The organism is Marinomonas sp. PE14-40 (assembly GCF_051623805.1).
Taxonomy (GTDB): domain Bacteria; phylum Pseudomonadota; class Gammaproteobacteria; order Pseudomonadales; family Marinomonadaceae; genus Marinomonas.
In genome coordinates, this window is the sequence record NZ_CP130700.1 from 5,052,019 (window position 1) to 5,075,873 (window position 23,855).

The following is a 23,855-nucleotide window of genomic DNA, read 5'->3' on the forward strand; positions in this document are numbered from 1 at the left end:
ATTATTCTTTTTGCATCAATTTGTTAATAGACTTGCCGAAGTTTCGGACTGTGCTAAACCTTAGTTATGGAATCAACAAAAACTTTGCCAATAATAGGCAAAGAGTAATCTTGATTATAGGGGACAATAACATGAGTATATTTGACCATGTTCAATCTCGTTATGATTCTCAGCAAGACGAAGAGATGTCATTAGACGAATACTTGAACCTATGTAAAACGGATGTCGGTGCGTATGCAACACCTGCTGAGCGCCTGCTTAAAGCCATCGGTGAACCTAAGATCATAGATACATCAAAAGAACCTAGGTTAAGCCGAATTTTCTCGAACAAATTAATCAAACAATACCCAAGCTTTGAAGCTTTTTACGGTATGGAAGAAGCAATAGAAAGGATCGTTGCTTTTTTAACACATGCGTCTCAAGGTTTGGAAGAATCTAAACAGGTTTTATATCTGCTTGGACCTGTTGGGGGGGGGAAATCCTCTCTTGCAGAAAAGTTAAAAGAATTAATGCAAAGCGTTCCTTTTTACGCCATTAAAGGGTCGCCGGTTTTTGAGTCTCCTTTGTCTGTGTTTGATGTCAGAGAAGACGGCGATATTCTTAATGAAGTTTATGGAATCCCAAGACGTTACCTTAAAGGTTCAATGTCTCCTTGGGCAACAAAACGTCTAACCGAATTTAATGGTGATATCAGCCAGTTTAAAGTGATTAAAGTTTACCCTTCAATTCTGCAACAAGTTGCTATCTCGAAAACAGAGCCAGGTGATGAAAACAACCAAGATATATCCGCACTAGTCGGTAAGGTTGATATTCGTAAGTTGGAGTTTTTCGAGCAAAATGATGCTGATGCCTATAGTTTCTCTGGCGGATTATGCCGAGGTAACCGAGGTATCATGGAATTCGTGGAAATGTTTAAAGCGCCAATTAAAGTGCTGCATCCACTATTAACTGCCACCCAAGAAGGGAATTACAACGGCACTGAAGGGCTAGGTGGTATTCCATTCGATGGCATTATCTTGGCTCACTCGAATGAATCTGAGTGGCAGTCGTTTAAAAATAACAAAACCAACGAAGCCTTTATCGATAGGGTGTATACCGTTAAGGTGCCTTATTGTACTCGTGTATCTGAAGAGATGAGTATTTATCAAAAACTACTCGAACATAGCTCTCTGAAATCGGCTCCATGTGCACCAGATACCTTAAAAATGCTTGCTCAATTTACTGTCTTATCGAGAGTAAAAGAACCTGAGAACTCATCTGTTTATTCAAAAATGAGAATCTATGATGGTGAAACGTTGAAAGATGTGGATCCAAAAGCTAAATCCTTGCAAGAGTATAAAGATGCCGCAGGTGTTGATGAAGGCATGGATGGACTATCGACTCGATTCGCGTTCAAAATCTTATCTAAAGTCTTTAACTTTGATCCAATTGAAGTTGCTGCTAACCCAGTTCATCTTATGTATGTCCTTGAGCAACAAATCGATCAAGAGCAGTTTGATCAAGAGCGACATGATAGATATTTAAGAAGCTTGAAAGAGTACCTTGCGCCACGATACGTTGAGTTTATTGGTAAAGAAATTCAAACGGCTTACTTAGAGTCTTACTCTGAATACGGTCAGAACATCTTTGATAGATATGTGACCTACGCTGACTTTTGGATTCAAGACCAAGAGTACCGAGATCCAGAAACAGGGGATATTTTAGATAGAGCATCAATTAATGATGAGCTGGAAAAAATTGAAAAACCGGCCGGCATTAGCAACCCTAAAGACTTTAGGAATGAAGTGGTTAACTTTGTATTAAGAGCTAGAGCCAATTACAACGGTAAAAACCCTTCATGGTTAAGCTACGAAAAACTCAGGATAGTGATTGAACGCAAAATGTTCTCTAATACGGAAGACTTGTTACCTGTTATTTCGTTTAGTGCTAAATCTTCTACCGAAGATAAGACCAAACATAATGAGTTTGTGAAACGTATGGTGAAACGAGGTTATACAGAGAAACAAGTAAGACTACTTTCTGAGTGGTACTTAAGAGTGCGTAAATCACAGTAAAGAAAACCTAGCAGCATCTCCTTTATAGGAGATGTTGTTAGCCTATTTATAGGCATTGGTAAGAGGCCAGTGTCTCTTCTTTAAGCTGCATAGGAGGTGAGCCCATGTCTTATATAATTGACCGCCGCCTGAATGGAAAGCACAAGAGTAGTGTCAACCGACAGCGATTTTTACGCCGTTACCAAAAGCATATTAAAAAAGCGGTAGAAGAAGCTGTTAACGAAAGAAGCATTAAAGACTTAAACCGTGGTGAGAAAATTACCATACCACAGCAAGATATACATGAACCTTCTTTTGGTCATGGCCAAGGAGGAACTGGATCAATCGTTCACCCAGGTAATAAAGAGTTTAATACTGGGGACCGCATTCCAAAGCCTCCAGGTGGTGGTGGACAAGGGAGTGGCTCTGGAGATGCAAGTGATCAAGGGGAAGGAGAGGACGATTTTGTTTTTCAAATCTCTCAAGAAGAGTTTCTCGATTATGTTTTTGAGGATCTTGAACTCCCTAATCTTTTGCAAAAAGAATTAAAAGAAATTAAAGAGTTTAGTTTAAAGCATGCGGGTATTGTTTCTGATGGTACACCGTCTAAATTAAACATAGTTCGCTCTATGCGAAATGCGCAGGCGCGCCGTATTGCTATGAGCCGAAGTTCTAAAAAGCTTTTACTTGAGATCGAAGCACAAATAGAAGAAATCGAAAAAGAAGATACCGCTCTTAAAGATGAAAAATTCTTAAAAGAGCTATTACTTCAAGCTGAGCAGTTACGTCAAAAAATTGATAAGACACCTTTTTTAGATAGTTATGACCTTAGATATAATCACCATGTAAAAGAACCGAAACCTAGCAGTCAGGCTGTTATGTTTTGCATTATGGATGTGTCGGGTTCAATGACACAGGAAACTAAGAATATTGCCAAGCGTTTTTATATTCTTTTATATCTATTCCTTCGTCGTAATTATGAAAAAATTGAAGTGGTGTTTATCCGACATCATACAAGTGCAAAAGAAGTTACTGAAGAAGAGTTTTTTTATTCACGCGAAACAGGTGGCACCATAGTGTCAAGTGCGCTTAAGTTGATGGATAAAATTATTCAAGATAGGTATCCGTCCAATGCTTGGAACATATACGCAGCACAGGCTTCTGATGGTGATAACTGGGATGATGACTCTGATACTTGTCGTAAAATTTTGGAAGAATCCATCATTGATCAGGTGCAATATTTTACCTATATCGAAATCACACCAAGAAACCACCAGAGCCTTTGGTATGCTTATGAGCAGGTTCAAAATACACACCCAAGCTATTTTTCCATGCGCCACATTACAGACCTGACCGATATTTATCCGGTATTTAGAGATTTGTTCCAAAGGAGGTTGCATGAGTCAAGCCAAAAGTAAGCGGAATTTCTTGTCAACAGGATCTGATTGGACATTTGATTTAATAGAAACCTACGACAAAGAAATCGGCAAAATAGCAGCGGAGTTTGGTTTGGATACTTATCCAAATCAAATCGAAGTCATTAGTTCAGAACAAATGATGGATGCTTATGCATCTGTCGGTATGCCTTTGGGCTACCATCATTGGTCTTATGGTAAACAATTTTTAGATGTTGAACAGAATTATAAGCGCGGCCGTATGGGGCTAGCTTATGAGATAGTGATTAATTCTTCTCCTTGTATTGCTTATCTTATGGAAGAAAACAATATGATGATGCAGGCCTTGGTAATCTCCCATGCCTGTTATGGTCATAACTCCTTTTTTAAAGGGAATTACCTTTTTAAAACTTGGACTGATGCGACGGCAATCATTGACTATCTTGTATTTGCTAAAAAGTATGTTCAAGAGTGTGAAGAGAAGTACGGTATTGAAGATGTCGAGTTAACCTTGGATTCTTGTCATGCCTTGATGAACTTTGGCGTAGATAGGTACAAACGACCTGTACCTTTATCAGCAGAAGAAGAGAAAGCACGAGTGACAGAAAGAGAGCATCAACTGCAGCAGCAAGTTAATGACCTTTGGCGTACTATTCCAAAATCAGATAAGGCGGGCGATGGGGAGGATATGAGAGAGTCCTTTCCTAGTGAGCCGCAAGAAAATCTACTTTATTTTTTAGAAAAGCATGCGCCTCTCTTAAAGCCTTGGCAACGTGAACTGGTCAGAATTGTGCGAAAAATGGCGCAATATTTTTACCCTCAACGACAAACTCAGGTTATGAATGAAGGCTGGGCCTCATTCTGGCATTACACACTTATGAATAGTTTGTATGACAAGGGCTTGGTTGAAGATGGCTTTATTTTAGAGTTCTTACAGTCTCACACTAACGTGGTCTACCAACCCTCTTTTGACTCTCAGTATTACTCTGGTATTAATCCTTATGCTCTTGGGTTTGCTATGTATACAGATATTAAGAGGATTTGTGAAAACCCAACTCAAGAAGATAGAGAGTGGTTTCCTGATTATGTTGATAAACCTTGGTTAGAGATTTTAGATTTTGCTATGCGTAACTTTAAAGATGAGAGCTTTATTTTGCAGTTTTTATCTCCCAAGTTAATGCGCGATTTCCGCTTCTTCGGTTTAGAAAATGATGTGTTAGATCCTTTTGTCGAAGTAAAAGAAATTCATAATGACGAAGGTTATCGTTTGCTAAGAGATAGATTAGCTCAGCAATATAATTTAAGTTATCGAGAACCTAATATTCAGGTGCAAAAAGTCAATATTTTAGGAGATAGGAGCCTAGTGTTAAAACACACGATGAATGGTGATCGACCACTTAATGAAGACACGGTTGAAGTGTTAAAGCACTTTAGACGTCTGTGGGGCTTTGATGTCCGGTTGGAGTCTTGGGGTAAAGATGGCTTAGTGAAAAGCTATACATGTACTGACGATGCTGAGTAGAAGTTAGTGGAGGAAAGCATTAATTGACCAGTGCTTTCCTCTTGATTATCGTTATTAGAATGTGATTACATTTGTTGTTTAACATCTTGAGCAACATCCGCTTTATGAACAAATCCCGAATAATTACTGCCATTGTCACTATGCTAGAACAGCGATTTGAAACGGCTGCGGCTGCGGCACGACAAGCATATGAAGCTGCCACAGATAAAGAAACTGTAGCAGAGAATAAATATGATACATTTGGTTTAGAAGCATCTTATTTAGCCCATGGACAATCTCAGAGGGTGATAGAGTGTGAGAATGACTTAAAGCACTTTTTAGCTGCTGACTTTAAAGTATTTATAGAAGGTGATGAAATTGCCATGGGTGCTTTAATTCGCCTAACCCATGACTCTGGTAAAGAGATGAACTGCTTTATTTCACCTTGTGCTGGTGGCCAGGCTTTCGAATGTGAAGAAACCAGTGGTATTTTGATTACTCCAAGTTCTCCAATGGGGAAATCATTAATGGGTTCTTACCTTGAAGATGAAATTAAAGTCGTAATTGGTCATGAGGCTAAATATTACGAAATTACCCATCTTTCCTAATTCTATTTAATATTTTTCAACCTCTCATAGATAAACACTCGAATCATTTTTTTAGCTATGTTATTTTGCCCGCCCATTTTTTAAAACGAACTGTATAGGCTGATAAATAAATGATAGCTGGATTTGACTATGGTACTTCTAATTGCGCGATATCAGCTATATCTGACGGAACTCAACAAGTTGCTCTTGTTGAGTTAGAGCAAGGTAAATGCTTTGTTCCTTCAACGCTTTATGCATTAGAGCGTGAACTTATCGTTGAATCAGTTGCGCTAAATATCAAAGACAATGTGCATAAGACTGAATTTCTACAGAGTCGTAAGAATCAGTTAACTATGGCACAAAGAGTAAGACGTGAAGCCGATATCCATCAAGATGAGCAAAGCTTATTTTTTGGACGTGATGCTTTTGCTCAATACTTAGCACAACCTGATGAAGGTTATTTTGTAAAGTCGCCTAAATCTTTCTTAGGTGGGAGTGGTTTTAGAGCAGAGTTTATTCATTTTTTTGAAGACGTTGTTACCGCTATGATGCAAAACATCAAGCATCAAGCTGAGCAGAATTTAGGTCATGAATTGCTTCATACGGTTGTTGGCCGCCCAGTCAATTTTCAAGGTATTAATGCGGATAATGCTAACCGACAAGCGTTAGATATCTTAACTACGTCAGCTAAGCGTGCAGGCTTTAAATCGGTTGAGTTTTTATACGAACCAATCGCAGCCGGGTTAGCGTTTGAAAATCGTCTAGAAAATGATAAGACGGTATTGGTGGTAGATATTGGCGGCGGTACGAGTGACTGTGCCATGGTTCGTATGGGGCCAAACTATCGTAACAAGCTTGATCGTTCTGCTGATTTTCTTGGCCATACGGGGGAACGAGTTGGTGGTAATGATTTGGATATTCAGTTAGCAGGTAAAAACCTTATGCCTTTGTTTGGCATGGAGTCTAGTTTGAAAAACGGTCTGCCGATGCCCACTCAAGTATTTTGGGATGCAGTTACAACCAATGATGTTAGTGCTCAAACAAGCTTTAACAGTTTGCAGACACAAGTTCACCTTGAGCAAATGTATCGAGATGCTAAAGAACCAAACTTGTTAGAGCGTTTTATAAACTTGCGTGAAGAAAAGCAAAACTTCCATCTTGTTAGGGATGCAGAGCAATGTAAGATAGCTTTGTCTGATAACCTGATTCATACCTTAGATCTTGGCTATGTTGAGTCTGGCTTAACCTGTGATGTTTCTCGTGATAGTTATGCTGATCGTATTCAACCGCCTTTAACAAAAATGTTGAATCTAATGGAGGAGGTCGTAAAACAAGCTGGTGTGCAACCTGATCTTGTTTTTGTTACCGGTGGTTCTGCTCAATCTCCAGTGATTAGAGAAGCGATTGCTCAAAGGTTAGGGCAAATTGAAATTCTTGATGGGGATCACTTTGGTAGTGTGGCTGCAGGTCTTGGAGTCTGGGCTAACAAAATTTACGCTTAATTGTTGCGATTAGCTTAAGTCCTTTAACATCAAATGAACGTTAAGGGACTTAAGTTTAGATTATTAAATCATGCCTCTATATCGAGTTCAGTCTGAACGGCTTTAACACCGCAGAACATCATCACAAGATTTCTCAAACCAGTATCAATGTCTAGGGCATGTAGGCCTTTAATGGTTTGATCAACTAATGCCATATAGCGCTGCATATAGTTTAAGGTATTAACATTATGACGGCTTAGGGCGCTTTCATAAAATGGAATGCGTTTATCCCAAATCCGCTGTTTTTGGCAAGCTTGTCTAACTGGCATAGTTGCACTGGCCTGAACCAACTTATCTAAAGTCTGAATTTCACGGTTAAGTAGCCATAGCATGATATTGTTATCGACACCCTCAGCACTGAGTTGCTGTAAGCAATGTAACGACTCTTTGACTTTACCCATGAGGATTCGATCGCTTAAATCATAGACAGAGTAACGGCTACTATCAGATACAGATTCAGCAATCATCTGCTCATCAATTTTGCTGCCAGGACCGTGGATTAATACGAGTTTTTCAAGCTCTTGTGATAGGGCTAATAAGTTACCTTCATTACGTTCACAAATTAGTGCAGCAGCATCACGGGTAAGGCTTAGATCTAAGCTGGTGGCTCTTTTTTGTAACCATTGTCCTAGGCGGTTGTTTTCAACTGGCCATATTTGAACAAAAACACCTTGAGATTCAAGTTTAGTGAACCATTTAGTCTTTTGGCTACGACCATCTAACTTAGGTAAGGTGAGCAGAATAATATTATCTGTGCTCAGTTCATTACCTAGCTGAGTTAACGCTTTTGTGTGTTTCTCTGAAAGCTTGTCAATTTGAATATCAAACAGACGCTGAGAAGAGAATAAAGACAGGGCTTGGTTTTCTTGTATTACCTCTTGCCAATCAAATTGAGCATCAGCCACAAAACGTAATCGCTCATCTATACCTTTATTAGGAAGTAAACGACGAATCGTATCACTGGCTTCTTGAACTAATAAGGTTTCATCACCTGAAATAATATAAATCGGGTGAATTTGCTTATTGATAGTTTGTTCAATTTGCTCGGTTTTAATTTTCATCTGATTTTTATCTTAAGCTCATTCTGCTGTTGTTATAAAGGTGAATAAGCTAGATCGTTTACTAACTGTTTGGCTAGATCATCCGCCATGTCTTGCATTTGCTCTTTATTGTAAGCAAGTACAGTATCATCACTAGCATCTTGATTAGATAGAGTTCTTGAGAGCGTTACTATACGAGGACCATACAGAGATTTACCTGTATTGTTGCGAATAAAGTAGCTGGCTTTTAACGTTCTTTCTCTTTCAGTGACGTCATTATTGCTAGCAGTTGATAAGGTTCTATCCGTAAATGTGATTTTAAGCACTTTTAGTTCTAAAACAGTTTCGTCTACTTGAGCATCTTCATCAATGATAGATACATCGGCAAGTATAAGCGACTTATTAAGAGATTGATCAAAACTAGGCATTTCACTTTGAGAATTGAGCTTTAGGTTCTTAAGGGCAAGAGGAATGGGAACTTGCCCTTTTAAATGAAAGCCACATGCGCTGATAAATAGCGCAATAAAACCAATGATGAATGCTTTTGCACTAAATGATATGGATTGCTTTTTTAGCTGAGAAAAGGCCATTTAATTATCCAAATATAGAATGAGAGAAGGTGAGAAAGAGGTTCTCACCTTCTAACCGAACTAGTTTGCGACGATATTGACAAGTCGACCAGGTACAACGATGACTTTGCGAACAGTCTTACCTTCAATAAACTTGATAACATTTTCGTTAGCAAGTGCTAAGGCTTCAATTTCATCATTGGTTGCACTAGCAGAGACAGACATTTCTGCGCGCTTTTTCCCCAATACTTGAACTACGATTGTAAGCTCATCTTTAATTAGAGCGCTTTCGTCAACTTTTGGCCAAGGCGCATCAACGACGTTAGTGTTATGGCCTAGTGCTCCCCATAACTCGTGTGAGATATGTGGCACGATTGGCGAAAGACATAACGTCGCGGCTTCAAGCGCTTCCTGTTCTACTGCTAACCCAAGCTCTGATTTGTCTTCATACTTACTGATTTCATTACACAGCTCCATTAGTGCTGCAATAGCTGTATTGAAGGTCTGACGACGTTCAATATCATCTGTTACTTTAGCAATAGTTTCGTGTGTTTTACGACGTAGCGCTTTTTGCTCAGAGGTTAGTTTGCTTGTATCAAGCACACCGACTGTACCAGCATTAGTATGACGATAAGCCAGAGACCATAAACGGCGTAGGAAACGAGAAGAACCATCAACACCCGCATCATTCCACTCTAATGATTGCTCTGGTGGTGCCGTGAACATGATAAATAGACGTACTGTATCAGCACCGTATCTCTCAATCATTTCTTGAGGATCAACTGTGTTGCCTTTAGATTTAGACATCTTAGTGCCATCTTTATTCACCATACCTTGGGTAAGTAGGCGTTTAAAAGGTTCGTTAGATGTTACTAGGCCTGCATCACGAAGTAATTTGTGGAAAAAGCGAGCGTAAAGTAAGTGCAAAATAGCATGTTCAACACCACCAACGTATTGGTCAACAGGAAGCCAGTAGTTTGCTTCTTCTGTTAGCATCATCTCATCACTTTCAGGGCTGCAATAACGTGCATAGTACCAAGAGGACTCCATAAAGGTGTCAAAGGTATCTGTTTCACGTTCTGCTTGCATGCCTTCAAATTCAATTGCTGAAAACTCAGGGTTGTTTTTGATTGGTGAGTTAACGCCATCCATCACAACGTCTGTTGGAAGTTCAACAGGGAGCTGATCTGCAGGAACAGTTTTAACTTCGCCATTTGGCATATTGATCGTTGGAATTGGTGTCCCCCAATAACGCTGACGGCTAACGCCCCAGTCACGTAGACGGAAGTTAACTTTAATGTCACCTATACCTTGGGTTTTCATCCATTCACTTACAGCCTTAAATGCTGCACTGAAATCTAAACCATCAAATTCACCAGAATTACATAGAATGCCTTTTTCTGTGTAAGCGGCTTTGGTTAGATCAATTTCTTCGTCAACGGCTGTGATAACTTGTTTGATCGGCAGACCATAGGCATTAGCGAATTCAAAATCTCTTTGATCGTGAGCAGGTACAGACATGACTGCGCCTGAACCATAATCCATCAAGACAAAGTTAGCAGCGTAAACTGCAATTTCGTCGCCGGTAATTGGATGAATGGCTTTAAAGCCAGTATCCATCCCTTTTTTCTCCATTGTTGCCATATCAGCTTCAGTCGTGGAGGTTTTCTTACAGTCCGCAATGAAAGTCGCAAGTTCAGGGTTTGTTTGAGCCGCTTCTAAAGTAAGAGGGTGTTCTGTTGCTACCGCCATGTAAGTCACACCCATAATAGTATCTGGGCGTGTTGTGTAAACACTGATTCTATCTTCGTGTTTGTCACCTTTACCTTTGATTGCAAAGCTGAACTCTAGCCCTTCTGAACGGCCAATCCAGTTACGTTGCATGGCTTTAACTTTTTCAGGCCATTCATCTAATTGGTCTAGGTCGTCCAATAATTCTTGCGCGTAATCGGTAATACGGATGAACCATTGTGGAATTTCTTTTCTTTCGACCATCGTGCCACAACGCCAACAACCACCATCTTCAACCTGTTCATTAGCCAGAACGGTTTTATCATGAGGGCACCAGTTAACCGCAGAGGTTTTTTTGTACGCCATGCCTTTTTCAACAAGTTGAGTGAAGAACCACTGTTCCCAACGGTAATACTCTGGTGTGCAAGTCGCAATTTCTCTATCCCAGTCATAACCAAAACCAAGTTGCTTAAGTTGATCTTTCATATAAGCAATGTTTTCTTTAGTCCATTTTGCTGGCGCTGTTTGGTGTTTGATCGCCGCATTTTCAGCAGGAAGACCAAAAGCATCCCAACCCATAGGCTGAAGAACATTTTTACCTTGCATACGCTGGTAACGAGAAATAACGTCACCTATGGTGTAGTTACGCACATGACCCATGTGTAGACGACCACTTGGGTATGGGAACATGGAAAGGCAATAGAACTTTTCCTTGTTGCTATCTGCAACCGCTTTAAATACTTTATTTTCGTCCCAGAATGACTGAGCGATACTTTCTATGTTTTGCGGATTATATTGTTCTTGCATGACGGTAAAATTGTCCCATTTTGGCCTGATAAAAGCGCTTTAGATTCAAGCCTAGTGTTAATTATCGATAGAATTGTTAATTGTGAGCTATTTTATATAGATGAGGCACTAATTAGAAGGCACAAGAGGGTCTAGTTATGAAATCAGATAAAAAAGAAAGCAAAACCAATGAAGGAATCGTAAAAGAGACACGAAAAACACTGGAGGCGGCAAAGTCATGGGTCGTGGATGATGCACATCTTGCCACAGCGTATTGGCACCATAAGATGGGATATATGGAAGCTTGGGTGTCAGCTCATTGGCATTTGGTACTTGAAAAAGGGCATGATGCATTAGAAGAACTTGAAGAAATTGAAGACTTGGGCTTGTTATGGCTTGTTGATCATGTCAATCAAAATCCAGTTCCTTTAGCACACTGCCACACGGCGGGAAGCCATTGTGAGGCGGGTGTGTATTTGTGTATGTCTTGCAGTCAAAACCAAGTGTTAAAGCAAAGTACGGAATTAGATGTCTGTGATAACTGCGGATATGGGGTTTTCTCTAACCATTCTAAATCTGCTGAAGAATAAACTTTATCAGAATTAGACTCACTTATTTCTGGATGAGACTCATCTGGTGGACTAGCTTGTATTGGTGAAAGCTAAAAGCACTAAAACGCCCTTCAAGATTTGCACTGATAACCTTTGCTATATTACTCTTGCCCTCGAAAAATGGTTTCAAGGATAGAAACTGCGCTATAAACTGAAGGACACATCCTCCCTGCTATTTATTTCTTGCTGCCATTTCATCTTAATTTTGTCGAATTTATAGCCTTCTATCATCCTAGTATTTCTTCTATGGCTGAATAGAGTGCGCTTTTTATGCTTGTTAATAAGGATATTAATTATGAAAATGAGCCAACCGCAAAATGTTGCGGCTATATCGGAAGGTGGAAAAACGAGTGAGAACTCCCTAAAACTTGCTAATTTTAACCCTGTTTTACTCTTATCCGTTGGGGTAATCCTAGTTACCTTGCTTGCCTGCTTACTTGCTCCTGAATTGGCTAAAAGTGTTTTTGTTGGTGGGCGTCGTTGGTCTGTTATTAATCTTGATTGGCTCTTTGTGTTAAGTGCGAATTTGCTTTTAGGTTTGTGTTTAGTATTGGCAGTTTCACCGTTAGGTAAAAGAAAACTAGGTAAGGAAGCTGTTCAGTTTTCTAATTTTGCTTGGTATTCAATGATTATTACGACGGGTGTAGGCCTCACCTTGGTATTTTGGGGTGTAACCGAGCCTGCTTCATTTTACACTGATTGGTGGGGGGTGCCTTTTAATCATGCCGCTCACAGTAAGGAAGCAGAAAGTCTTGCTTTAGCTGCTAGCGTTTATCATTGGGGGCTACATCCTTGGGCTATTTATTCTGTTATGGGGCTAACTGTCGCTTATGCATCGTATAACAAAGGCTTACCTCTTAAACTGAGTTCTGTTTTATATCCAATTTTGAAATCGCAAACACATAAACTCAGTGGCAATTTAATAGATGTGCTCGCTGTCGTTGCAACCATATTTGGTGTTGCGACGACAATGGGATTAGGTGCTAGGCAAGCAGCAAAATCCTTAGAATATTTATATGCGATTCCTAATACTCTGATGAGTCAAAGTGCTTTAATACTGATTGCCAGTGTACTACTTTTTTTTGTGATGCATTTAGGCCTTGTAAAAGGGGTTAAAAAATTTAGCCTTGTTAATTTGCTTTTAACTTGTGTTTTTGCAATAAGCTTAGTGCTTTTAACTGACTTAAATACAGCTATCTCAGTTTTTGGGAAGACCGCACTTGAGTACGCCAACAATTTTGTTGCTTTGAGCCAATGGTCAGAGCGTACAGACCTTAAATTCTTTCATGGCTGGACTGTTTTTTATTGGATTTGGTGGTTTTCTTGGGCGCCTTTCATCGGTATTTTTATCGCAAAAATATCAAAAGGGCGAAGTATTAGAGAATGCATTTTTGCTACTCTTGTTATTCCAAGCGTGTTTTCACTCTTTTGGTTTAGCTCTCTTGGTGGCATTGGTTTAGAGCAAATTTCCCAAGGTATAGGCGAAATTATGGAGCCAAGATTGTCTCCGACAACCGCTTTATTTAAGATGCTGACGCTTTTACCTTATAGCCAAATGCTAGCATTTGTCGCCATTGTTCTTGTTCTTCTTTGTTTTGTTTCAACATCGAACGCCTCTATTTATGTCCTTGAGTTACTGACACGTAAACCTGCAACGACAAGAAGCATGGGATTAAGCCATTTTTGGGTGCTCGCGCAGGCAGGGGTTGCGATGAGTCTATTAATATTTGGTGGTAAAAAAGCACTGGAATCAGCTCAGTCAGCATCGTTACTTGTCGGTGTTTTATTATGCGTGTTATTGCTAATGGCTAGTGCGTGTCTGATTTATAATTTGAAGAAAGATAATGGCTAGTGCTCTTCGCTTTAGTGATTTTTCTTAGGGTATAAGTAAGGGGTAGTATCACTAAATATAAAAAAAGCCAACGTGTAAATAGTTGGCTTTTTAGGTTTTAGTCTTTTGCTCTAATGGTGAAATAGAGAGAATAAAGAAGTATCAGCGAGAAAAGAAAGCTCAATACAACGAGATTGCCATATTGCACATAAGGAGTAATGCCCTTCAGCAGTTTCACTTCAGCAGTCAGGCTTGCGCGTGTGAATTGGGGGAGTTGCTTTTGGATGCTGCCTTCTGCATCCATAATTGCTGTCACACCCGTGTTAGTTGCTCTGATTAAGTAGCGGCTGCTTTCTTTGGCTCTGAACTGGGCTATTTGTAAATGTTGTAAAGGGCCAATTGATTCACCAAACCAGCCATCATTACTAACGGTTAGAAGAATGTCACTGTCTCTAACCATGCTACGTACTAGCTCAGGGTAAACAATTTCATAACAAATAAAACTGGATATTGCCCATTCACCAATTTGTAAACTAGGTTGATTGCTCTCTCCTTTTTGGAAAGAGGTCATTGGCTGTCCAAAGATATCGAAAATAGGACCAAGTAATTCTTGAAAAGGGATATATTCGCCAAAAGGAACCAGCTTTTGCTTAAGATATAAGCCAAAGCCATCCCCGAAAGTCCAAAGTCCATTGTAAAAACGACCTTGACCAAGTGCTTTATCGGGAGATTGTGTAAATACAGGCACACCTGTAATTAAGCTGGTATTGGACTCTTTCAAGATTTTATCAAATGGCGCTAAAAAGGGTTCAACTTGATGATGTAAGTAAGTAATGGCGGTTTCTGGCCATATAATCAAGTCACTATCTAGGTGTTCTAGGCTAGTAGCTTGATAATAGTCGAGGGTTGGTCCAGCATTTTCTGGTAACCATTTCTCGTCTTGTTTTATATTTCCTTGAATCAATGTTGTCTTTAGTTTGCCAATCTCTTCACTGAACTGAATTTCGGAATGAGGCAGGTAAAGGCTTGCTCCCCATGTAATGATCAGCGCAAAACAGAGTAATGATTGTTTTTTAAAACCTTCGAAAAACACAGCCGTAGGCAGGCTAAAAGTTAAAATAGAAAGACTGCTTAATAGCCATATGCCACCAATTGGCGATAATTCAAACGCCCAAGTCGAATGCAAACTATATCCTGGCAAAAGCCAAGGAAAGCCCGTAAATAGGGTGCTACGCAAAAACTCACTAAGAAGTAGGCTAATGGTAAAAATGAGACTAATTGGCCATTGTTTGAATTTGTTTATGACTTTCCAGGTAATACTAAAAGCGAATGCGTAAAAACTGGCTAATAAAGCAACAAAGGCTAAGGTGATTAAAATGGAAAGTAGTAAGCCAATTTGACCATAGGTGGCAATACTGACATAAACCCATGAGATACCCGCACCAAAAAAGCCTAGCCCTAATGCTAAACCACTTTTAAATGCTGTTTTTAATGTATCCGCCTGTTTTATAAACCAAATGCTAGAGCAAATTGTAACAACATATGCAGGCCAAATATTAAAAGGTGCGAAAGCTAAAACTCCCAGCATACCGCTTACTAAGGCAAAGAAGTAATCTACTTTATTGCCATATTTAGCCTTAGATTGGGCGATGAGGTTACTAAGCTTAGTTAGTAGACTTAAAGGCAGTTTGTGAGCTGTTAAACGTCCATGTTTCATTATTAATTAGGCAAAGTCTTCGGCTTCTGGAAAGGTAACCTGTAACGTTTTAACGCGACGACCATCCGACTTCACAACAGTGAAATTAATATCATCGATTGCTATTTCTTCTCCACGGCTTGGAACATGTCCGAATCGCTGAACAATGATACCGCCAATAGTATCAAACTCTTCTTCGCTGAATTGCGTTTTAAAGTACTGGTTAAAGTCTTCAACCGCATAAAGCGCAGGCACATGGTAAGTTCCAGGTGACTCTAGTTTTTGTACATCTTCATTTTCTAGTTTGTCTGTTTCATCTTCAATTTCACCGACAATCTGCTCTAGAACATCTTCAATTGTCACTAAACCAGAAACACTGCCATATTCATCTAATACTATCGCCATATGGTAGCGTTTAGTTCTAAACTCATTTAACAGAACATTTAAACGCTTACTTTCAGGGATAAAATTAGCTTCTCTTAGCCTTTCTAAAAAATGCTCGTTAGTCACATCTCCTTCGTTAAAAAGAAGAGGAAGCAAGTCTTTGGCAAGTAATACGCCCAATATTTCATCGGAATCTTCACCCACAACAGGAAAGCGTGAGTGTGATGATTCAATAATTTTTCTCAAGGTTGTTTTTGGGTCATCGTCTGACTTTACTACCACCATTTGAGAGGGAGGGATCATTATGTCTCTAACTTGAACCTCGGAAACCTCAAGTGCACCTTCGATAATCGTAAATGCATCTTTGTCGATAACTTCTGATTGAACAGAAGCCTCCAGTAGATTGATAATATCTTCTCTACTTTTTGGTTCATCATTAAAAGCCTGACTTAGGCGCTCAAACCAAGATTTTGGCTGTTGATCGTTTGAGGGACTCGATCGGTCTTCGCTCATAGTAGTCTGATCTCACTCATTTATCAGATAGGGATTTGGGATCTTTAATTGCGCAAGTATGCTTATTTCTAAGCTTTCCATTTCTTGCGCATCATCTTCATTTATATGGTCATAACCAAGTAAATGCAAGGTACCATGAATTACCATATGTGCCCAATGATGAAATAAGGTTTTATTTTGATCTTTTGCTTCTAGCTCAACAACCTGCTTACAAATAATGAGATCCCCTAGAAGAGGTATTTCTATTCCTTCAGGTACATCGAAAGGAAAAGATAACACATTGGTTGTCTTGTCTTTTCCACGATACTGGTGATTAAGCTGTTGGCTTTCTTCTTCATCGACAATACGCACTGTTAGCTCAAAAACAGTGCCATGATCAGGAAGTGCTGGAGCAATCCAGCTAACAAAATCTTGCTCACTGGGTAAGTTGTCAGTATTTACACTTGCAAGTTGTAAATCGAGATCTAAGTTTGTCATCTTATTCACTGTCTGCATTTAGCATTTCTGCTTTTTCTTGTTGAGCTTTGATATTAGCGGCTTTTTTTGCTTCACGTTCTTTTTCTTGCTCTTCATCAAAAGCATCATAAGCTTCAACAATGCGTTGCACAAGAGGGTGTCTGACTACATCCATAGAGCTGAATTGAGTCATGCTAATACCTTTAACATTATCCAATACATGCATTGCATGAGCTAAACCAGATGAGGTGCCTCTTGGTAGATCCACTTGAGTTCTATCACCCGTAATAACAGCGGTTGAACCAAAGCCAATACGGGTTAGAAACATTTTCATCTGTTCTCTTGTGGTGTTTTGGGACTCATCAAGAATAATGAAGGCGTTATTAAGAGTACGACCACGCATGAAGGCTAAAGGTGCAATCTCGATAACATTTTTTTCAATGAGTTTGTCAACTAGTTCAAAACCAAGCATTTCATACAAGGCGTCATAAAGGGGGCGTAAATATGGGTCGATTTTCTGGGTTAAGTCACCTGGTAGGAAACCCAGCTTCTCGCCTGCTTCAACGGCAGGACGTACTAGCATAATACGTTCAACTCTATCACTCTCAAGCGCTTCGACTGCACAAGCAACGGCCAGATAAGTTTTACCTGTACCAGCAGGACCAATACCAAAGTTGATATCATTTTGGCGTATCTGCTTAACGTAACCTTGTTGATTACGGCCTTTTGCCTTCACATGCAGCTTACGAGTTTTAATCGTCTGAAACTCAGGCGTAGTATCTTGAGAGGTTAAGGCTTCTACCGCCGACTCTTGTAAAAACAAATGAATCATTTGCGGGCTTAAGTCGGCTTCAACCAATGCCTCACGGTACAAGTTTTCAAGTAATGTTTTACAGTTTGATAGGGCCTTTTTGTCAGAGCCAGTTATGGTAAAAAGCTCTCCACGATAACCTATCTCTACTTCAAGCCTTTCCTCGATAAGTTTTAAATTACTATCAAGTTGGCCACAAAGGTTGGCGAGTGCTGCAGCCTGAGCCGGCTGCAGTCTTGTATGTAGGGTTGCTAGTGTGTCCAAGAGTTACCTTAAAACGAAAGTGAGTGTTAAAAATTAAGCTAGTTCAAACTCTAATTCTAGTTCAGAGCTGATCATCTCACCTAATAAAGAATTAGGATAAGCGTTCGTGATAATAACGTCTGCAAATTTACCAACTAGCTGAGGTTCTACTGCCGAGAAGTTAACAATTCGGTTGTTTTCAGTTCTACCTTGCATTTGGCCTGGATCTCTGGGCGAATATCCACTCACTAAAATGCGCTGAGTCGTACCTATCATCGCTTGACTGTAGTCATAGGCGTGCTGTTTGATACGGCGTTGTAAAATTGCAAGTCGCTGTTTTTTAACGTCTTCTGAAATGTTATCTTCTAAATCAGATGCTGGTGTACCAGGCCTTTGGCTATAAATAAAGCTAAAGGAGTGGTCAAAACCTATCTCTTGAATCAGGTTCATCGTATCAATAAAGTCGTCATCGGTTTCACCTGGAAAGCCGATAATGAAGTCAGACGATAAGCTAATACCTGGACGTGCTTCTTTAATACGATTTATTTTATCGATATAAGATTGTCTGTCGTGGCCACGCTTCATTGCTTTAAGAATATTATCAGCACCACTTTGGACAGGTAAGTGTAAATGACTGACGAGTTTTGGAATATTTCTAAAGGCTTCTATCAAGCTATCGGTGAACTCTACAGGGTGAGAGGTCGTAAAACGAATTCTCTCAACGCCATCAATTTGAGCAATAGCGCTGATAACATCTGCAAGATCTGATTCTATGCCATCTGAATCTGTCCCTCGATAAGCATTAACATTCTGCCCAAGTAGGTGAATTTCACGGACACCTTGTTCTGCTAGTTGCATCACTTCTACAAGAATATCAGTGAAAGGTCGGCTGACTTCTTCACCACGGGTATAAGGTACAACACAGAAAGTGCAGTATTTACTACAGCCTTCCATAATAGAAACGAATGCTTCAGCACCTTCTACTTTTGGTGCTGGAAGGTGGTCAAACTTTTCAATTTCAGGGAAAGTAATGTCTGTAATAGGAATGGAGTTTGCCGCCGCATCAACCATCTCAGGCAATTTGTGTAAGGTCTGGGGGCCAAAAATCATATCAACATGCTTGGCTCTTTTGCGGATGGAATCACCTTCTTGACTGGCAACACAACCACCTACACCAATTTTTAAATCTGGATTCTTATCTTTTAGCTTTTTCCAACGACCAAGCTGATGGTAAACCTTATCTTGTGCTTTTTCTCGAATAGAGCAGGTGTTTAAAAGGAGCACGTCTGCTTCTTCAGCATTATCCGTAAGTTCCATTTCGTGGCTATCGCCAAGTAAATCTGCCATACGAGATGAATCATATTCATTCATTTGGCATCCATGGGTCTGGATGAAAAGTTTTTTTGCCATTGTGATGTTAAGAACCGCGTAATTAATCTAGATAAAAAGGTGTCAGTTAGACTTGGTCGACATTATATGGAGCTTTGCATTAGAAACCTAGACTAGAATACTAAACATTCAATTTTTATTAACATTTATGAAGCTAGCTAGAGTTTTGAAGACGTGCTCTTGACCCTAATTTTTGGACGTTCACAAGTTAGTAATAAGCTTTAGAGTTCATCGAACTAAAATTTTGCAGATTGAAAACAAGAAAAACTACTCATTAAGATCTAATCTTGAAATACAGGGATAGGATTAACAGCATCGGTTTTCTCATTTTATCGGGATGGTGAATCTATTATGGGGCAAGTTGTTTGCAAAAACTTTTCTTCTTTAGATCATGAGCTAAAGAAAGACTTAGTAGAATGTTATAAAGAAGCTCAGCTAGAGATTGAAGAGATCATTAATGATATTGAAGATCAGGGCTTTGCTTTTGAGAAGCTAGATACCTTGTTTCGATCATTGCATAGTATGAAGGGAAACTGCTCTGTCTGCTTTCTTGACCCCCTAGTTGAAGTGCTTCATAAACTCGAAGAAATCGTTGATGGCATGCGAGGGCACTATATAGCATATACCGTTTCTTTGGGTGAACTTACGAATACGATAATAGAAGAGGTAGGGGCTATTCTCCGAGAACTTTTTAGCTCTCATGTTGTTGAAGATGATCAACTCGTTTTAATGAGGGATCAATTAACAGAATTATATGATCTTGAAGACGATGCTTTAAGAGGGACTAAGGCTGAAAAAGTGCTTACCCTGTTAGCAGAAGAAGGTGCCCAGGATGCTGATGATGAAACGGATGTATTGTTAGTAAAGGCCGAGTTCTCAACTGAGCAAATTGCTGATATAGAGCAGTTTAAAGCCTTATCTGCCAAGTTAAATAAATTATTAGGTTACTCGCCTGAGAGAGGGGAGCGAATCGTTAAATTGTGTCTCTTGATAAATAATGATCTTAGTAATCCTGTTGATGCAGCCCAATTAAGTGCTGCTGCTTATATGCATGGTATGGGGAGAGCCTTGGTACTAAAAGCACAGGATGATGAGCAAGCTAAAATAGCAGCAGAAATAAATCACCCTATTGTTGGCGCTCAGCTTCTTAGTAAACATCCTGGCTGGGAAGAGGCTGTTGTTATTGTTAAAAGCCATGAAGAGCGTTTTGATGGGACCGGTTTTCCAGAAGCATTAGTCGGCTCTTTGATACCCCCTGGCGCTTTTGTTTTGTCTATGGCTGTTAAGTTCATTGATCTTGTCTGGGGAGCTTCCGGTAACGAATATAAGTCGAGTGCAATGAAAGCGGTTCAGAAAATTAACTTTGAAAGTGGAAAGCAATTTCCTCCACATTTTATAGATGTTTTTAATCAAACGATTAGAAAAGTGTTGGTTGCGAAAAATAGATGAACATAAAAAAAGCCAGCATGGTAAACATGCTGGCTTTGTCTTAGGGTCAAAAGCTTATTGAGCTAGCCCTTCTTGATCGGCAAGATCTTTAGTTAGTTTATCGACTAAAGATTGTTTTAAGGTTAATTGCTGTTGTAGGGATTCGATTCTTTCTCTAAGAACCTCTTGCTGTTTGCTCGCTTCAGCTAAAGATGATTGCTCTTGACTAAGCTTGTTTTGGCTGGCTTCCAGTTTGGCTTGTAAGCTGGCAACTTCATTTTCAAGTCTTGTTGCCGTGTCTGTATTGGTGAGTTCATCAATCAGTTCAACTATCATGTCTTTTTGTACACGTACTGGCTTGTTTCTAAAGTCAGAGCCGTCAATTGCTTTAGAAATTTCAAGTAAACGGTTTTCAACTTCAAGTGCAACCGCTTCAAACTTAAGGTTAGAAGTAGATCTTAAGCGTTGAACTTCATTGGCAACTTGCGTTGTGTGATCAATCTCAAATTTCACTTTTTCAGTAGCGGCCAGAATAACCTCTTGGTTACGTGCATTGTTCTCTACTTCGCTGGTTGCCAGCGATAATTCTGCTGTCGCTTTGCTATAGCTGATAGGGGCAAGTGTCGCTATACCACTCTTTTTAAGTTGAGCAATTTCTTTTTCTAAAGGTTCAATATTTACTTTAAGAACTACTTTCACTTCTAGCTTTTTGGCTGTGTTTAAAAATGCCGCTTGTTTATTTTGGGCATCACCAATATCGTTATCTGCTACATAGGCAAATAAAGAAACATAGGCATTTTTAACTGTACGGTAGTTTTGTTTAAAATGTTTTTCAGCTTCAATCGTATCTAGGTATTCCATTTGATCAATTGAATCGGCCAGAATGGTGTCAGCCTTGTTCTTCAATTCAAGTAGCTTGGCGTGATTTACTTTTACGATTGCTAATTTCTCGTTGTACTCTTCCGCATAAGTGCCAGAGGAAAAAATAGAATAATCTTTAACTGCTTTTGCTGGGTCATCTGCAAAATTTTCATAAACATCAACCGCTTTAGCCCAAGAGCTTAAAGTCTCTTTGTAAATGCTTTTTGAATATAGCTCTAAAGGCTCGATTTCCTTCATCTTGCCTAGCCATAGCTCATAATCCGCTTTGGCAGAGTTATATATGCTTTCTGCTTGAACACTTTCATCTACAGGTGAAATACTGCCAGCAACTTCTGCTGGTTTGGTGCTCGAACTTCCACATGCGGCTAAGGTGGCACCCGTTACAATGACCAATGCACATTTTTGAAATTTGTTCATATCATATCCCTAAAAAGACATATTTTTTTGGTTGGTTTGGTAAAGGTTAACATTCTGTGGCTAATGTTTAAAAAGATATCTGGTTATTTCTAATGCTTATAAGTTAATGCTGAAAAAGGCTTTTATCAAGATGGATTTTATCCCTACCTTTAAATGTATAAGCTTTTAAATCCCTCGGGAAGAATTTATAAAAAATAGTTTGAAGAGAGTTTCATTTAATTACATAAAAATAGCCTGTTAGTGCCTTAATTCTAATGTTTTCTTCTATTTTTAGTAAATGGATGTAAAAGGATAAGGCTATGCAAGTATATACAAAGAGTATTCTAGTTAAGTTGTTTGTCCCCGTTATTTTGATATTTATCATAATGGGAATGGTCCTGGTAACTTACTTTTCTTCTGCTATGCGGGAAAATGCTGAGGATAGTGCCTTACCATCTGCAATTAGCACGGTGCAACAATATAAAACCATACGAGGCTATTATACTAATAATGTTGTTAAGAAGGTGTTGGCTGGATCTAGCATGAAGCCGCACTTTGAACACAAATCTAATGCTAGTCAAATACCTTTACCTGCCACCTTCATACATGACCTTAGCGATGAGTTTTCAAAGCAAGGCATGACATTAAAGCTTTATAGCCAATTTCCTTTTCCAAACCGCAAAAACCGTCAGTTAGATGAGTTTGGTGCAAAAGCTTGGTCTCAGTTAAATAGTGACCCAGGAGCAACGGTGAGTAGAGTAGAGAACATTGACGGGCGAGAAGTGGTACGAGTTGCCCTTGCCGATACTATGACTCAGCAAGGCTGTGTCAACTGTCATAACGCTCATCCTGATACGCCGAAAACTGGCTGGAAGCTAGGTGATGTACGTGGTGTACTAGAAGTACAGATTCCCATTGATGAGCAAATAGCGGCAGGTAATGCGCTTAACTTAAACTTAGCTAGTTTCTTAGTGGTTACTCTTATCGTCTCTTTATTAGCTCTTATGTTCACCTTTAAGCGCTTAGTTACTGTGAGATTAAATAATGTCAGCCAAGCTTTACAAGGAATAGCAGATGGTAAGGGTAATTTGTCCCAAAGGCTTGATGTCTCTGTTAATGATGAGTTAGGTGCAATTTCTACTGCATTTAATAGCTTTATGGAGAAAATGGAAGCGTCCTTAAGTGTGGTTGCTAATCAGGTGGGTGGATTGGTAAGTACTTCTAAGTCCTTGGCTGGTGTGGCTGAGCGCTCTCAGCAAGGAATCGTAAGGCAGCAAGAAGAAACCGATTTGGTCGCAACGGCGATGAATGAGATGACGACAACGGCTCAACAAGTTGCGGAGTTAACATCAAGCGCCTCTCTCAGTGCGCAACAAACTCAGGAAGACGCGGAAAAAGGAAAACAAGTAGTCGTTTCCAATATGCAGGCGGTGCAGGCGTTATCCAAAGAGATGCAACTCTCTGCTGATGTTGTCACTAAGCTTGAGGCTGATAGTCAAAATATAGGTGGAGTGCTAGATGTGATTCGTGGCATTGCAGAGCAAACTAACTTGCTGGCGCTCAATGCTGCGATAGAAGCTGCGAGAGCTGGCGAGCAAGGGCGAGGTTTTGCTGTTGTTGCTGATGAAGTGAGAACTTTAGCTAGCCGTACTCAAGCATCCACAGAAGAGATACAAACCATGATTACTCGACTGCAAGATGGTGCGAAAGAGGCGGTGACAACCATAGTCAGAGGTAATCAGAGTTTGAGTTCTAGCTTGGAAAATGCCGATGAAACGAATGCTATGATTGAGAGTATTGCTCAATCGACTAAAAATATTTACGACCTCAATAGCCAGATTGCTGCGGCAGCTGAGGAGCAAACAAGGGTGAGTGACGAGATAAATCGTAATATTAGTAATATTGTTGATGTAGCGGAAAACAATACCCATGATACTGAACAACTATTAACCTCGGTTGATAAAATTGGGGATGCGGTTAAATCGGTTAATCAGCAATTGAAAGGGTTATCTGACGATTAAAGTGGTAGTGTT

The 23,855-nt window shown here is 39.7% G+C and carries 18 protein-coding genes; 9 read left to right on the forward strand and 9 right to left on the reverse strand.

Annotation, left to right across the window (positions count from 1 at the left end; translation table 11 throughout):
• The first annotated feature begins 131 nt into the window (after positions 1-131).
• From Q0A08_RS23385 to yegD, 5 genes are all read left to right on the forward strand, one after another.
• Positions 132-2,054, forward strand: coding sequence for a PrkA family serine protein kinase (locus tag Q0A08_RS23385; RefSeq protein WP_438463928.1), 1,923 nt, complete (start codon positions 132-134; stop codon positions 2,052-2,054).
• Between the two features lie 104 nt (positions 2,055-2,158).
• Positions 2,159-3,451, forward strand: a complete 1,293-nt coding sequence (locus Q0A08_RS23390) for a YeaH/YhbH family protein (protein ID WP_438463929.1) — start codon at positions 2,159-2,161, stop codon at positions 3,449-3,451.
• The gene (locus tag Q0A08_RS23395) at positions 3,432-4,949 is read left to right on the forward strand and encodes a SpoVR family protein (protein ID WP_438463931.1); all 1,518 of its coding nucleotides are present in this window, start codon (positions 3,432-3,434) and stop codon (positions 4,947-4,949) included. Before Q0A08_RS23390 ends, Q0A08_RS23395 begins: the two co-directional genes overlap by 20 nt.
• A gap of 104 nt (positions 4,950-5,053) precedes the next feature.
• A complete protein-coding gene (locus tag Q0A08_RS23400; protein ID WP_438463933.1) occupies positions 5,054-5,536 on the forward strand; it encodes a transcription elongation factor GreAB in 483 nt (160 codons plus the stop codon).
• A 110-nt stretch (positions 5,537-5,646) separates the two neighbouring features.
• Positions 5,647-7,017, forward strand: coding sequence for a molecular chaperone (gene yegD / locus Q0A08_RS23405; RefSeq protein ID WP_438463934.1), 1,371 nt, complete (start codon positions 5,647-5,649; stop codon positions 7,015-7,017).
• Positions 7,018-7,085: 68 nt separating this feature from the next.
• Here yegD and holA read toward each other — a convergent pair whose 3' ends face one another.
• From holA to leuS, 3 genes are read right to left on the reverse strand one after another with little or no spacing between them, the layout of a single operon-like run.
• Positions 7,086-8,117, reverse strand: coding sequence for a DNA polymerase III subunit delta (gene holA / locus Q0A08_RS23410; protein ID WP_438463935.1), 1,032 nt, complete (start codon positions 8,115-8,117; stop codon positions 7,086-7,088).
• A gap of 32 nt (positions 8,118-8,149) precedes the next feature.
• Positions 8,150-8,686, reverse strand: a complete 537-nt coding sequence (locus Q0A08_RS23415) for an LPS-assembly lipoprotein LptE (protein WP_438463936.1) — start codon at positions 8,684-8,686, stop codon at positions 8,150-8,152.
• A gap of 60 nt (positions 8,687-8,746) precedes the next feature.
• The gene (gene leuS, locus Q0A08_RS23420; RefSeq protein ID WP_438463937.1) at positions 8,747-11,203 is read right to left on the reverse strand and encodes a leucine--tRNA ligase; all 2,457 of its coding nucleotides are present in this window, start codon (positions 11,201-11,203) and stop codon (positions 8,747-8,749) included.
• A 137-nt stretch (positions 11,204-11,340) separates the two neighbouring features.
• Here leuS and Q0A08_RS23425 point away from each other — a divergent pair, with 137 nt between their 5' ends.
• A complete protein-coding gene (locus tag Q0A08_RS23425; RefSeq protein ID WP_438463938.1) occupies positions 11,341-11,772 on the forward strand; it encodes a zinc ribbon-containing protein in 432 nt (143 codons plus the stop codon).
• A 316-nt stretch (positions 11,773-12,088) separates the two neighbouring features.
• Positions 12,089-13,645: a BCCT family transporter gene (locus Q0A08_RS23430; RefSeq protein ID WP_438463940.1), complete on the forward strand. Its 1,557-nt coding sequence runs from the start codon at positions 12,089-12,091 to the stop codon at positions 13,643-13,645.
• 97 nt (positions 13,646-13,742) lie between these two features.
• On the opposite strand, the gene lnt is transcribed toward Q0A08_RS23430, so the two are convergent.
• Genes lnt through miaB form a run of 5 tightly spaced genes read right to left on the reverse strand, consistent with a single transcriptional unit; the run spans position 13,743 to position 19,137 of the window.
• Positions 13,743-15,341 carry an apolipoprotein N-acyltransferase gene (lnt, locus tag Q0A08_RS23435; RefSeq protein ID WP_438463942.1) on the reverse strand — a complete coding sequence of 533 codons (1,599 nt, stop codon included), beginning with the start codon at positions 15,339-15,341 and terminating at the stop codon, positions 13,743-13,745.
• 6 nt (positions 15,342-15,347) lie between these two features.
• Entirely contained in the window at positions 15,348-16,217 is an 870-nt protein-coding gene (locus tag Q0A08_RS23440; RefSeq protein ID WP_438463943.1) for an HlyC/CorC family transporter, read from the reverse strand.
• Between the two features lie 12 nt (positions 16,218-16,229).
• Positions 16,230-16,694, reverse strand: coding sequence for an rRNA maturation RNase YbeY (gene ybeY / locus Q0A08_RS23445; RefSeq protein WP_438463944.1), 465 nt, complete (start codon positions 16,692-16,694; stop codon positions 16,230-16,232).
• Position 16,695: 1 nt separating this feature from the next.
• Positions 16,696-17,748, reverse strand: a complete 1,053-nt coding sequence (locus Q0A08_RS23450) for a PhoH family protein (protein ID WP_438463945.1) — start codon at positions 17,746-17,748, stop codon at positions 16,696-16,698.
• 33 nt (positions 17,749-17,781) lie between these two features.
• Entirely contained in the window at positions 17,782-19,137 is a 1,356-nt protein-coding gene (miaB, locus tag Q0A08_RS23455; RefSeq protein ID WP_438463947.1) for a tRNA (N6-isopentenyl adenosine(37)-C2)-methylthiotransferase MiaB, read from the reverse strand.
• Positions 19,138-19,467: 330 nt separating this feature from the next.
• Between miaB and Q0A08_RS23460 the strand changes: the two genes are divergently transcribed.
• Positions 19,468-20,565, forward strand: coding sequence for an HD-GYP domain-containing protein (locus Q0A08_RS23460; RefSeq protein WP_438463948.1), 1,098 nt, complete (start codon positions 19,468-19,470; stop codon positions 20,563-20,565).
• Between the two features lie 54 nt (positions 20,566-20,619).
• Here Q0A08_RS23460 and Q0A08_RS23465 read toward each other — a convergent pair whose 3' ends face one another.
• Positions 20,620-21,843 (reverse strand): hypothetical protein, encoded by a 1,224-nt coding sequence (locus Q0A08_RS23465; protein WP_438463949.1) that lies wholly within the window; start codon positions 21,841-21,843, stop codon positions 20,620-20,622.
• A gap of 299 nt (positions 21,844-22,142) precedes the next feature.
• Between Q0A08_RS23465 and Q0A08_RS23470 the strand changes: the two genes are divergently transcribed.
• The gene (locus Q0A08_RS23470) at positions 22,143-23,843 is read left to right on the forward strand and encodes a methyl-accepting chemotaxis protein (protein ID WP_438463950.1); all 1,701 of its coding nucleotides are present in this window, start codon (positions 22,143-22,145) and stop codon (positions 23,841-23,843) included.
• Positions 23,844-23,855 lie beyond the last annotated feature (12 nt).